Annotated in this window: 13 protein-coding genes and 1 pseudogene; 11 read left to right on the forward strand and 3 right to left on the reverse strand. The window is 72.8% G+C overall.

The features are described from left to right. Positions 1-28: 28 nt before the first annotated feature. Together NI25_RS21380 and NI25_RS21385 are read left to right on the forward strand one after the other, a co-directional pair. Positions 29-1,090 carry an asparaginase gene (locus NI25_RS21380; RefSeq protein ID WP_199560990.1) on the forward strand — a complete coding sequence of 354 codons (1,062 nt, stop codon included), beginning with the start codon at positions 29-31 and terminating at the stop codon, positions 1,088-1,090. Between the two features lie 53 nt (positions 1,091-1,143). Beyond that, positions 1,144-2,400, forward strand: coding sequence for a GNAT family N-acetyltransferase (locus tag NI25_RS21385; protein WP_061443984.1), 1,257 nt, complete (start codon positions 1,144-1,146; stop codon positions 2,398-2,400). Positions 2,401-2,578: 178 nt separating this feature from the next. Here the strand turns inward: NI25_RS21385 and NI25_RS21390 are convergent, their stop codons facing one another. Then, positions 2,579-2,764, reverse strand: coding sequence for a hypothetical protein (locus NI25_RS21390; protein ID WP_061443985.1), 186 nt, complete (start codon positions 2,762-2,764; stop codon positions 2,579-2,581). Positions 2,765-2,917: 153 nt separating this feature from the next. Between NI25_RS21390 and NI25_RS21395 the strand changes: the two are divergent. Continuing rightward, positions 2,918-3,667, forward strand: a pseudogene (locus NI25_RS21395) (winged helix-turn-helix domain-containing protein); the annotation flags it as partial. Positions 3,668-3,679: 12 nt separating this feature from the next. Here NI25_RS21395 and NI25_RS40300 read toward each other — a convergent pair. Beyond that, positions 3,680-3,868, reverse strand: coding sequence for a hypothetical protein (locus NI25_RS40300; RefSeq protein WP_061447016.1), 189 nt, complete (start codon positions 3,866-3,868; stop codon positions 3,680-3,682). A gap of 153 nt (positions 3,869-4,021) precedes the next feature. Here NI25_RS40300 and NI25_RS21405 point away from each other — a divergent pair, with 153 nt between their 5' ends. Together NI25_RS21405 and NI25_RS21410 are read left to right on the forward strand one after the other, a co-directional pair. Further along, positions 4,022-4,900: a winged helix-turn-helix domain-containing protein gene (locus NI25_RS21405; protein ID WP_107071791.1), complete on the forward strand. Its 879-nt coding sequence runs from the start codon at positions 4,022-4,024 to the stop codon at positions 4,898-4,900. Further along, a complete protein-coding gene (locus tag NI25_RS21410; RefSeq protein WP_061443986.1) occupies positions 4,849-5,709 on the forward strand; it encodes an HAD family hydrolase in 861 nt (286 codons plus the stop codon). The genes NI25_RS21405 and NI25_RS21410 overlap by 52 nt, the downstream gene beginning before the upstream one ends. A gap of 12 nt (positions 5,710-5,721) precedes the next feature. On the opposite strand, the gene NI25_RS21415 is transcribed toward NI25_RS21410, so the two are convergent. After that, complete coding sequence (locus NI25_RS21415) at positions 5,722-6,477, reverse strand: HAD family hydrolase (RefSeq protein WP_061443987.1); 756 nt, start codon at positions 6,475-6,477, stop codon at positions 5,722-5,724. A 113-nt stretch (positions 6,478-6,590) separates the two neighbouring features. On the opposite strand from NI25_RS21415, the gene NI25_RS21420 reads away from it, so the two are divergent. The 6 genes from NI25_RS21420 (at position 6,591) to NI25_RS21445 (ending at position 12,141) form a co-directional block, all read left to right on the forward strand. Beyond that, positions 6,591-7,697 carry an aminoglycoside phosphotransferase family protein gene (locus NI25_RS21420; RefSeq protein ID WP_061443988.1) on the forward strand — a complete coding sequence of 369 codons (1,107 nt, stop codon included), beginning with the start codon at positions 6,591-6,593 and terminating at the stop codon, positions 7,695-7,697. A gap of 9 nt (positions 7,698-7,706) precedes the next feature. Further along, positions 7,707-8,342: a TetR/AcrR family transcriptional regulator gene (locus NI25_RS21425; protein ID WP_061443989.1), complete on the forward strand. Its 636-nt coding sequence runs from the start codon at positions 7,707-7,709 to the stop codon at positions 8,340-8,342. Between the two features lie 49 nt (positions 8,343-8,391). Next, positions 8,392-10,446, forward strand: a complete 2,055-nt coding sequence (locus tag NI25_RS21430) for a HelD family protein (protein ID WP_061443990.1) — start codon at positions 8,392-8,394, stop codon at positions 10,444-10,446. A 148-nt stretch (positions 10,447-10,594) separates the two neighbouring features. Next, the gene (locus tag NI25_RS21435) at positions 10,595-11,032 is read left to right on the forward strand and encodes a helix-turn-helix domain-containing protein (RefSeq protein WP_061443991.1); all 438 of its coding nucleotides are present in this window, start codon (positions 10,595-10,597) and stop codon (positions 11,030-11,032) included. Between the two features lie 22 nt (positions 11,033-11,054). Further along, a complete protein-coding gene (locus NI25_RS21440; RefSeq protein ID WP_061443992.1) occupies positions 11,055-11,693 on the forward strand; it encodes a hypothetical protein in 639 nt (212 codons plus the stop codon). Between the two features lie 112 nt (positions 11,694-11,805). Further along, positions 11,806-12,141, forward strand: a complete 336-nt coding sequence (locus NI25_RS21445) for a DUF2516 family protein (protein ID WP_199561115.1) — start codon at positions 11,806-11,808, stop codon at positions 12,139-12,141. Positions 12,142-12,156: the final 15 nt, after the last annotated feature.

Below are 12,156 nucleotides of genomic sequence, written 5' to 3' on the forward strand. Positions count from 1 at the left end.
GGGTCGCCCGTTCGGAAGGCCACCGCCGATGCCCGCGCCCCAGCCGCAGCAGTCCCAGCCGTCGCAGTCCTCGTACGAGGGCCAGTCGTCGCCCGCTGACCAGTCGTCGCCGACGGACCGGTCCGCGCCCACGTCCGCGCTCTCGCCCGTCGTGCCGCCCGTCCTCGCCGAGGTCGTCCGGTCCGGCTTCGTCGAGGGACGGCACCGGGGCAGCCTGGTGGTCCTGGGCGCCGACGGGGCCGTGGAGCTGGCCCTGGGGGAGGTGACGGCGCCGGTCTTCCCGCGGTCCTCCAACAAGCCGATGCAGGCGGCCGGCGTCCTGCGGGCCGGCCTCGACCTCGCGGGGGAGCGGCTGGCGCTGGCCGCCGCGAGCCACTCCGGAGAACCGTTCCACCGCGACCTGGTCCGCAAGATGCTGGACGAGTACGGCCTGGACCCGGCGCTGCTCCAGTGCCCGCCCGACCTGCCGCTCGACGCCGAGGAGCGGGACACGTACCTGGCGTCGGGCGCGGTGCCCGACCGCGTCACCATGAACTGCTCCGGCAAGCACACCGCGATGCTGGCGGTCTGCGCGCAGCGGGGCTGGCCGCTGGAGACCTACCTCGACCCGGAGCACCCGCTCCAGCGGACCATCCACAGGGTTGTGGAGGACGCGGCGGGCGAGCCGGTGGCGTCCGTCGGCACGGACGGGTGCGGGGCGCCGCTGATGGCGATCAGCCTGGTCGGCCTGGCCCGCGCCTTCCGGTCCTTCGTCGCAGCCGAGCCCGGGTCGGCCGAGCGCCGGGTCGCCGACGCGATGCGCGCCCACCCGGAGTACGTCGCCGGCAGCCGCCGTGCCGACACCTGGCTGATGCGCGAGGTGCCCGGCACGCTCTCCAAGATGGGCGCCGAGGCCGTCCAGGCGGTGGCCCTGCCGGACGGCCGCGCCCTCGCCTTCAAGGTCGAGGACGGTGCCACCCGGGCGCTCGGCCCGGTCCTGGCCCGCGCCCTGACGCTGCTCGGGGTGGAAGGTCCGGTCGTCGACCGCATCGGCCGCGCACCGCTGCTGGGCGGCGGCCGCGAGGTGGGAGAGATCCGGGCGGCGTTCTGAGGCCCCGCTTAATCCCCGCGACGGGGGCGGGCACGGCGTTCTACGGTGAGCGCATGAGCCGCCGCACCGAGATCGACGTACGCCCCGTCACCGACGACGAGTTCCCCGACTGGAACCGGGCCCTGAACACCGGGTTCCTGCAGCCGCCCCTCGTGGCCGCGGAACAGGTGGAGGCCCGGCGCCGGCAGTTCGTGCCCGGCCGGTCGCTCGGCGCCTTCGACGGCGACCGGTGCGTGGCGACCTACCGCTCCTTCGACCAGGAGCTGACGGCCGTCGGAGGCCGCCCGGTCCGGGCCGACGCGATCTCCAACGTCACCGTGACCGCGACCCACCGCCGCCGCGGACTGCTCACCCGGATGATGGCGCAGGACCTGGCCGCGGCGAAGGAGCGCGGGGACGTCGTCGCGACGCTGATCGCGGCGGAGTACCCGATCTACGGCCGGTACGGCTTCGGCCCCGCCACCACCATGACCGAGTGGACGGTCGACGTGCCCCGCGCGGGTCTGGACCGCCGCTGGGCGGCCCCGGAGGACGGCGGCCGGATCGACCTCGTGGACGGCGAGGACGTCCGCAAGCTGGGCCCCGAGCTGCACGAGCGGCTGCGCCGGGCCCAGCCGGGCGCGGTCAGCCGCACCGAGCTGTGGTGGCAGTCCCGGACCGGCGTGGTGAACATGAACGGCACGCCGTGGACCGAGCCCTACTACGCCATGTACCGCTCGGCGGACGGCGAGGTCGAGGGCCTGGCCTCGTACCGGACCGACGACCACTGGGGCGACGCCAAGCAGCCGCTGAACACGGCGACCGTCGAGTGGCTGATCGGCGTGGCCCCGGCCGCCGAGCGCGCGCTGTGGCACTACCTGTGCTCGATCGACTGGGTCCAGACGGTGAAGAGCGGCTGGCGTTCCCCCGACGACCTGCTCCCGCTCCTCCTGCCGGACCCGCGGGCGGCCCGCATCACCACGCAGGCCGACTGGCTGTGGGTGCGGATCCTGGACGTCGCGGCGGCGCTGGAGGCGCGGACGTACGACGGGCGGGGAGCGGTGGTGCTCGAGGTGGCGGACCGCGGTGGGCTCACCGGCGGGCGGTGGCGGCTGGAGGCGGGGCCGGACGGGGCGTCCTGCGTGCCGACCACCGAGAGCGCCCATGTCGTGCTCGACGTCGGCGACTTGGCGGCGCTCTGGCTCGGCGACGAGTCGGCCGTACGGCTGGCCGCGCTCGGCCGGGTGCGGGAAGAACGAGCGGGCGCCGCCCGTGTGGTCGACGCCCTGCTGCGTACGTCCGGACGGCCTTGGTGCCCGGACATGTTCTGAGGTGACCCCCTTCCGCCGGTGACGGTGGACGTGTGCGCATCCGTAGCGCGTGCACGTGGATGCGCACCTCCCGCGCGCTTCCACGTGCTCTTCAGTTGTGGTTGTTGTGCGTGGTGCCCGCCGCCGGCCGGGCTCCCGGCTCCCCTCCGGAAGGGGGCCCGGCCGGCGGTGCGTCGGTTCAGCCGGACTGGGCGAGCAGCATGACGAGGATCACCGCGCCCACACCGCTGATCATGGTGTTCTTCGCCTTGATGCCGACGGACAGCGCGACGAACGCGATGAGGCCCATCGGTCCGTATTTCCACTGCACGAGCTGCTCGAACCCGATGGCCAGAGCCGCGACGACGATGGCGATGAGCGGCATGGTGGACCCCCTGTCACCGTGGTGGCCAACCCCCGTGAGGCTCGACCACGTTGCTCAAGTTGGCTGCCAACTTCTCTTTAGTTATCTCCGCTTGGAGGCGACTCATAACCACCTTTCGGTGAACTGCCCAAAGATGGCGAGAAGTTGTGGTGTTTGGTCGTGGAGCCGGAACGCACCGTCGCCGACGGGCGGAAGAGACCGCAGCGGCCCCAGACGACACATCGGGAGGTGGCCGACGAGCTGCGCGCCCGGATCAGGTCCGGGCGGCTGCCGCCGGGCCGGCGGCAGTCCGCGCAGGCCGAGTTGGCCGCGGAGTTCGGCGTGGAGCGCGGCACCGTCCGCCAGGCCCTGCGCATCCTGCGGTCGGAACATCTGCTCACCGATGTGCCCAAGGGGAGCCCCGGGACCGTCGCGCCCGCTCCGTACGGCCCCCGGGGCGGCCCCGGGGCGGCGCCGATGCCCGCCACCGCCGCCCTCGCGCCGCGGATCGCGTCGGTCTTCGCCGCCGACCACGTCGAGTTCGACGCGCTGTGCCTGACCTCGGTTCTCCCTCACCCTCCCCCTCGGGGAGGCGCTGAGGCGGGTCCACGCCGGGCGAGCGAAACCGGCCAAGGTCCACGTCCGGGTCCTGCTGCCGGGCGGTGACGTCGGTCTCGCCCTCCCGGTGGCGGCGGCGGGCGGCGCGGTGCACGAACGATGGCTGGCGATGTGCAACGTCCAGGGCCGGGTGCTCGGGCACAACCTGCTGAGCCCGCGTGCCACGCACGGCATCGACGTGCGGACTCGACCCTGTTCGCCCTCGAGCAGGGCACCGACCGGCGCGACGGCGTGTTCGTGGAGCAGTCCCGGCTGCCGTTCGACGCGCTGTGGGAGACGATCGGCCCCGAGCTCCGGCTCACGGGCCGACCGTCCCGCTCACAGCGCGGGCCCCGCGACCAGGAGGGCCAGCAGCACCGCGCCGGCCGAGCTGACGGAGGGGCTCTTGGCCTTGATGCCCACGGTGAGCAGGAGCAGGCCGACGATGCCGGTGGCGCCGTACTTCCACTGGACGAGCTGCTCGAAGGTGATGACGAAGACGGCGGAGACCAGGGCGAGGACGGGCATGGATCGTTTCCCCCCTTTCGGGACGTGCGGGAGGCCGAACTTCCGCCAACCGCGCGAAGTTGGTAACCAACTCTACCTAGGTTGTCCCCACTTGGTTGCTATCTATAAACAAGTTTCAAACAACTCCCTGTAGGTAGGTCGAAGTTGTAACGTTTGGTCGTGACTCAGGAGAACGTGTCCGTGAACGGCAGCAGAAGGCTCTCGTCCCAGGAGATCGCCGAGGCCCTGCGGGAGCGGATCCGCGGGGGGGACCTCAAGGCGGGCGACCGTCTGCCCACCCAGGCGGAGCTGGCCGAGGAGTTCGGCGTGGAGCGCGGCACCGTCCGCCAGGCCCTGCGCGCGCTCCAGGAGGACGGACTGCTCACCAACGTCAGCAAGGGCAGCCCTCCCCGCATCGCCGAGCCCGAGCCCGCCCGGGGTGATCTGCCGCAGCAGGCGATGCAGGCTCTGGGGCCCCGTCTGGCGAAGGCGTTCTCGGCGACCAACGTGCGGGTCGACGTCGTGAGTCACACCTCGGAGACGCTGGGGCTCGCGCTCAGTGAGCCGCTCCGCCTGATCCAGGAGGGGCGTCTGCACCCGGAGACGATCGAATTCCGGATCATGCTTCCGGCGCGGGACATCGCGCTGGCCTTCCCCGTCCTGGTCGGGGACGAGCAGGACGACCCGGTGCACCGGCGCTGGCTCGAGATGCGCAACGCTCAGGCCCACGTTCTGCGGCACAACCTGCGCTCCGCCGGATCCACCCACCACATCGACGTGCGGATCGCCTTCCGCGCCCTGCCGTTCACCCCGCCGATGAAGCTGTACCTGCTCAACGGCGAGGAGGCCCTGTACGGCTACTACACGGTGACCCGGCGCGAGGAGGAGTACGAGAGCCGGACGCTGGAGATGTACGACGCGCTCGGCTCCGAGTCGCTGCTGTTCTCGTTCCTCAAGCGGGCCGGCGGCCGGGACGCGGTGTTCGTGGAGGAATCACAGAAGTGGTTCGACGCCCTCTGGGAAACCATCACCACGGACATGACACTCTCCTAGTGACTTCCGACCCAGTGACTTCCGACCCAGTGACTTCCGATACGGAGCAGAAGACGGCACCGGTGAGCGAGCGGGACGAACGGCGCGAGCAGTGCGAGCACGAGCGGTCCGAGGACCTGCGGAACCTGGTCCTGGGCGCCCGGGTCGTCCTGTGGGACTTCGACGGGCCCCTCTGCAGACTGTTCGCGGGCCACTCGGCCGCCCGGGTGGCGGGCGAACTGGTGGACTGGCTGGAGACACAGGGGCTCGCGGAGCCGCTGACCCAGGAGGAGCGGGCCCGCCCCGACCCGCACGTCCTGCTGGGCGCGGTCAGCCGCAGGCACCACCGAGGCGACCTGGTCGCCGAGTTCGAGGAACGGCTGACGCGCGAGGAACTGCGCGCGGTGCCCACCGCATGGCCGACCCCGTACGCCGACCCCCTGATCCGCACGTGGTCCGCGCTCGGCGTCGGTCTCGCGGTCACCACCAACAACTCGCCCCGCGCGGTGAGCGAGTACCTGGCGACCCGGGGTCTGCTGGACTGCTTCGCCCCGCACCTCTACGGCCGCACCCGTAACCCGCACCTGCTCAAACCGGACCCGTACACCCTCGACCGCGCCCTCGGCGCGATGGGCGTCGCGCCCGCGCAGGCACTGATGGTCGGCGACTCCGCGTCCGATCTGGCCGCCGCGGAGCGGGCCGGGGTGCCCTTCCTGGGGTACGGCCACAACGAGCGGAAGACGAAGATCCTGAAAGATGCGGGCGCGCGAACGGTCGTGCACTCCCTGGAGCCGGTCCTGCGGCTGCTGTGGGAGCGGCGGTACCGCTGAAGCGCGGGGTCGTCAGTCGCAGAGCGACAACGCGTCGGCCGCCCGCAGGACGGGGAGGTACGAGGCCAGCACCGCATCCGCGCCGCCCCGCACCATCCGCAGCGCGCGTCCCGGGTGGTGGGTGAGTCCGAGGAAGCCGGTCCCGGCCGCCCGGGCGGCCTCGAGGTCGGTGAGCTGGTCACCGATGAGCAGGCAGTCGGAGGCGGGCAGGGCCAGGTGGCGCAGGGCACGGTGCACGCAGTCCGGATGCGGCTTCATGAGCCGGGCGTCGTCGGGTGACCGGCCGAAGACCCCGTCGAAGTTCGGCGCCAGTCCGAGACCGGCGAGGTACTCCCTGATCGGCCCTTCCGCGTTGTTGCTGACCAGGGCCAGGCGCTTGCCGTGGTCGAGCAGCAGGTCCACGAGGGCGTGCAGGTGCGGCGTGGGGAGCGCGGTGCGCACGGCCCGCCACTCCAGCGCGGTGACGGCGGCCTCGGCGCGTTCCAGCGGGAGGGCGCTGAGCCTGGGGACGGATCGCTCGTACATGTCCCTGAGGGGACGGAGGATGCCGTGGGAGTCGTCGCACTTCTCGACCGCGGGGTCGAGCGGCCCCCAGTACCGCCGGGCCGTCCGCTTGATCCGGTCTGCCACGGCCACCGTGGTGGAACCTGCGAACAGATCGCAGACGGGCCCATCGAAGTCGAACAGCACCGCGCGTGCGGCCCCGACCGCGCGCAGCGTTGCGGCCGGGTCGTCGAAGGGTCCCCGGTCGGGGCCAGTGTCGGTCACCGCGGCAGTCTCCCGCACGGGGCGCGAACGAGCCGTCACGACACGGACCTTCGGAGTAGGGTGACGCACCCTGTCACCGCACCGGCTCCTCCAGGTTGAGCGGAGCGCAGAGCATGACACTGTTCCAGGGGTCCGCCGCCCGCATGCGGGCCGTCGAGACCAGCGGCGACGCGAGCGCGGTCGAGGGCCCGCTCCGCGATTACCACCAGGAGACGTACGTGGTTTTGCCGCCGCGTGCGCTGCGCACTGCGGGCGAGGCCCGCTGGAAGTGCCGGGAGCCGCAGAGCGGCCTGCGGTGGTTCGACCGCCGGTGCTTCGTGTCGGAGGATCGGCTGCTGCGCGCCCTGCGGGGCCGGATCACCCACGTACCGGACGTCTTCGAGTTCGACGGGCTGCACCTGCAGCGCTTCATCGAGGGACAGACCCTGGGAAGCCTGCACGCAGCCGGTCACGCGGTCCCCCACGAGCTGCTGCGGCAGATCGTGCGGCTCTTCGGGCAGACGGCGGCGGTGACGCCGGGGGCGCTCACCGTGGAACGGCTGTGCCGCCCCGAGGACCGGCCGGAGGACGGCGACAGCGACGGCTTCATGGAACGGCTCGTCCGCTTCACCGAGGAACGGGTCTACGCGGCCAACCTGGGGGAGTTCGGGTCCCTCTTCGCGGAACTGGGGCTGGACGACGGCGCGTTCGAGAGGCTGCGCGAACACGTCGCCGGGCTCCGCGAGCGTCCCTTCTGCCTGCTCCACGCCGACCTGCACCGCGAGAACTTCATCGTGGACGCGGACCGGCGGCTGTGGACCATCGACTGGGAACTGGCATTGGTCGGCGACCCGCTCTACGAACTGGCCACCCATCTGCACCTGATGCGCTACCCGTCCTGGCAGCGCCGTCAGGTGATGGAGGGCTGGCGGCGCGCGGTCGAGGCCGCGCGCCCCGGCGGTACACACGGCTGGCGGCACGACCTGGACCTGCTCCTCGGGTACAAGCGGGCGCAGTCGGTCTTCACCGACGTCGTCAGGGAGGCCGTCTCGCTGGGCCGCGCCGGGCGCTCGCCCGGCCCCCGGGCCGCGCTCGCGGCGGAGCGTCTGCACGGCATCCTGTGCGCCGCGGCCCTGCCCCTCGGGCTGGAGCCGGTGCCCGGGCCCGCCGAGATCGGCACCGCCCTGGTGCGCTGGAGCCGCACCCGCACGGAGGGGGTGTCCTTCCCGGGCACCCTCTAGGCTCGGCCCATGAACGCCCCCGCCCCCGGCCTGCGCGAGCGCAAGAAGCAGCGGATGTTCCAGACGCTCTCGGACACCGCCGTCGAACTCTTCCTGGAGAAGGGCTTCGACGCGGTGTCCGTCGCGGAGGTGGCCGCCGCGGCCGAGGTCTCCAAGCCGACGCTCTTCCGGTACTTCCCGGCGAAAGAGGACCTCGTCCTGTACCGCATCGCGGACCACGAGGACGAGGCGGCCCGGGTGGCGCGCGGCGCGCCGGCGCCGCTCGACGCGCTGCGCCGGCACTTCCTGGCCGGGCTGGAGCGGTGCGACCCGGTGACCGGGCTCAACGACCACCCCGCCGTCCTCGCCTTCCACCGGCTGCTCTACGGCACCCCCGCCCTGGTCGCCCGGATGCACACGCAGCTGGAGCGGTCCGAGGCCGCGCTCGCCGAGGTGCTCGGCGGCGACCTGGAGGCCAGGCTGGCCGCCGGGCAGATCATCGCCGTGCAGCGCGTCCTGGCGCTGGACAACTGGCGGCGGATCGCCGGCGGGGAACGGGTCGAGGACGTGCGGGGGGACGCGGTGGCGGCGGCGGAACGGGCGTTCGCCGGACTGACCGCCGGACTGCCGGGACTCACCGCGGGGGCGGGCGGCAAAGCGGAGTGACGAAGTAAAAAATGTAACCGAGTAACGTCATTCCTCTATGCTTGCTGGAATGACGTCGACCGACCCCGCCCTCCAGCACACTCTCGACCACGAACGCGCCCACCACGAGCACTGCCGCACCGTCCTCGCCGCGATGGTCGAGGGTGCCCAGGAACACGTCGTCGCCGGCGAGGACGTCTCCGCGTCCGGTGCCGACGCGGAGGTCCTCGGACACCGGCTGCGCAGCCGGGCCAAGGAGATGCGCGAACTGCCCGAAGGGCCGCTGTTCTTCGGCCGGCTCGACTTCACCGAGCCTGAGGCGGACGGGGAGGGGGCCGGGCGGGCGCTGCACATCGGGCGGCTGCGGATCACCGAGCACCCGGCCGCCCCGCCCCTCGTCGTCGACTGGCGCGCACCCGTCTCCCGCGCCTTCTACCAGGCCACCGCCGGCGACCCCCGCGGTGTCGCCGTCCGCCGCCGCTTCGGATGGGCGCCCGGCAGCCGCGGCGACTCCGCCGACCTCACCGGTATGGAGGACGAGCACCTCGCCCGGGGCGAGTCCCGGGACAGCGGGATCGTCGCCCGGGAGATCGAGCGGCCCCGCGTCGGTCCCATGCGGGACATCGCCGCCACCATCCAGCCCGACCAGGACGACCTGGTCCGCGCCGGCCTCGGCGACACCGTCTGCGTCCAGGGCGCCCCGGGCACCGGCAAGACCGCCGTCGGCCTGCACCGGGCCGCGTACCTGCTCTACACCCACCCGCAGCGCATCCGGCGCGGCGGCCTGCTCATCCTCGGCCCCAACCCGACCTTCCTCGCGTACATCGCCGAAGTGCTCCCCGCCCTCGGCGAGACCGGCGTACGGCAGTCGACCCTGGCCGAGGAGATCGCCCGGCACCCGGTCACCCGCACCGACGACGCCCGGGCCGCCGCCCTCAAGCACGACGCCCGGACGGCCGAGGTGCTGCGCCGCGCCCTGTACGCGCGCGTGGACCCCGGCGCCGCGGGCGACCTCGCCGTCCCGGACGGTTCCTACCGCTGGCGCGTCCCGGCCGAGGCGCTGGCCCGCGTGGTCGCCGACGTCCGGGACGAGCAGCCGCCGTACACCGTCGGGCGCGAGCGGGTCCGGGCCCGGATCGTGCGGTACGTCCAGGAACGGGCCGAGCGGCGCGCCGGGCCGCGGACCAACGCGTGGCTGCGCCGCGTCGAGCGGTCCCGGGCCGTCGGGACCGCCCTGGACGCCGTATGGCCCCGGGTGCGCCCGGAGGAGGTGCTCGCGCCGCTGCTCACCGACCCGGAGGTGCTGGCGCGGGCGGCCGACCGGGTCCTGGACGCCGACGAGCAGCGGTCGCTGCTGTGGACGGGGCGGGCACCGCGGTCGTGGAAGTCGGCCCGCTGGTCCGCCGCCGACCTGCTCCTGCTCGACGAGATCGCCGGACTCCTCGAACACCCCGAGGGCTACGGCCACATCGTCGTCGACGAGGCGCAGGACCTCTCCCCGATGGAGTGCCGGGCCATCGCCCGCCGCTCCGCCTTCGGCTCGCTGACCGTCCTCGGCGACCTCGCGCAGGGCACCACGCCGTGGGCCGCGCGCTCCTGGCGCACCGCCCTGGCCCACCTGGGCCGCCCGGACGCGGCGGTGACGCCGCTGACCACCGGATTCCGGGTGCCGCGGGAGGTCGTGGGCCTCACCAACCGGCTCCTGGCCCGGCTCGGCGTGGACGTGCCGCCGGCCCGGTCCCTGCGCGGGGACGGCGAGCTGACGCTGCGCGAGACCGAGCCCGGCGCCGTGGCGGAGGCGGTCGTGGACGCCGTACGGCACGCGCTCGGCCGTCGGGGTTCGGTGGGCGTCGTCGCCGCCGACCCGGACGTTCCCCGGCTGCGGGCGGCCCTCGACGCGGCCGGCATCGAGGCCGCGGGACCCGAGGCGCTGGACGCCCGGGTGGCCGTCGTACCGGCGAGCGTGGTCAAGGGCCTGGAGTACGACCACGTCGTCGCCGTCGAACCGGCGGCGATCGCGGCTGCGGAGGGACCGGGAGGCCGCGGCCTGCACCGCCTGTACGTGGTCCTCACCCGCGCGGTCTCCCGACTGACGGTGATCCACGCCCACCCCCTGCCCTTCTGACCCCGCCCCCGCCCACTCCCGTGCACCGGGCGCCGGGCCCGGTGTCCGGCATGTCCCTCCTCGGTTCCGGTGTGGGTGCCGCCAGGATGGACGCACTATTGCAAGCAGCTTGCTTGCAATAGTTAGCGTAGTGCTGCATGGTGGAGGCATGGCATCGCTCAACGTCGGCAATCTCGGTGAGTACCTGCGCGAGCAGCGGCGCAACGCGCAGCTGTCCCTGCGGCAGCTCGCCGATGCCGCGGGCGTGTCCAACCCGTACCTGAGCCAGATCGAGCGCGGGCTGCGCAAGCCGAGCGCGGAGGTGCTCCAGCAGGTCGCCAAGGCGCTGCGGATCTCCGCCGAGACGCTGTACGTCCGTGCGGGGATCCTCGACGCCGAGCGGGACAGGGACGACGTGGAGACGCGTGCGGTCATCCTCGCCGACCCCTCGCTGAACGAGCGGCAGAAGCAGGTGCTGCTCCAGGTCTACGAGTCCTTCCGCAAGGAGAACGGGTTCGGGGCAGACACCGATGCCGATACCGACTCGGGTGCCGACGCCGATGTCGCTGTCGACGGGGCTGAAAAAGTAGAAAACCCTCATTCATAGGCAATTCCGGAGGACCATCACCATGGCCATCACCGACGACCTGCGCAAGACCTTCAGCGACCCCACCCCGCTCTACTTCGCCGCGGGCACCGCCGACCTCGCCTTCCAGCAGGCCAAGAAGGTGCCGGTGCTGGTGGAGCAGCTGCGCGCGGAGGCCCCGGCGCGGATCGACGCCGTACGCAACACCGACCCGAAGGCCGTCCAGGAGAAGGCGACGGCCCGCGTCAAGGAGACCCAGGGCAGCCTCCAGGCCAAGGCCAACGAGCTCTTCGGCTCCCTCGACGCCGACTTCAAGAAGCTCGGCGAGACCGCCCAGGACCTCGCACTGCGCTCCGTCGGCATCGCCGCCGAGTACGCCGTCAAGGCCCGGGAGACCTACGAGAAGGTCGCCGAGCGCGGCGAGCAGGCGGTGCGCACCTGGCGCGGCCAGGCCGCCGACGGCATCGAGGACCTCGCCGAGGACGTGGAGGACCTCGCGGTGGCCGTCGAGCCGGCGAAGCCCGCCCCGGCCAAGCCCGCCGCCAAGCCCGCGACGGCCAAGTCCGAGCCGGTCCGGGTCACCGAGGACAAGTCCGCCACGGCGAAGAAGGCCCCCGCCCCGCGCAAGGCCCCGGCGAAGAAGTCCACCACCGCCAAGAAGACGACGCCGCCCGCCAAGTAGTGGGGCGCGTCACGAGTGGGGAGCGGCCGGGCACCCTTGGGGTGTCCGGCTCGTTCTGCGGGTACGGTGACCGCGTAATGAAGAACCGAGTCTGGTGGTGGACGTTGTGCTGATGCAGGGGTTCGCGAACTTCCTGGGGCTGCTGAACATCGCCCTGATGGTCTTCACCGGTTTCGCGTTGATCGACGCCGCCACGCGCCGCGAGGACGCCTACCGCGCGGCGGACAAGAAGACCAAGCCGTTCTGGCTGATCATCCTCGGGCTCGCCTTCGTGGTGAGCCTGATCTTCCCGATCCTGTCGTTCCTGCCGATCATCGGCCTCATCGCGACGATCGTGTACATGGTCGACGTACGGCCCGCCCTGCGCGGCCTGTCCGGCGGCGGCCGCAGCAGCCGTCGCGGCTCCAGCAGCGACGGCCCGTACGGCCCGTACAACGGCGGACGCTGACCCAGCGGGAGGCCG

Source organism: Streptomyces sp. CCM_MD2014 (genome assembly GCF_000772045.1).
Lineage (GTDB): Bacteria > Actinomycetota > Actinomycetes > Streptomycetales > Streptomycetaceae > Streptomyces > Streptomyces salinarius.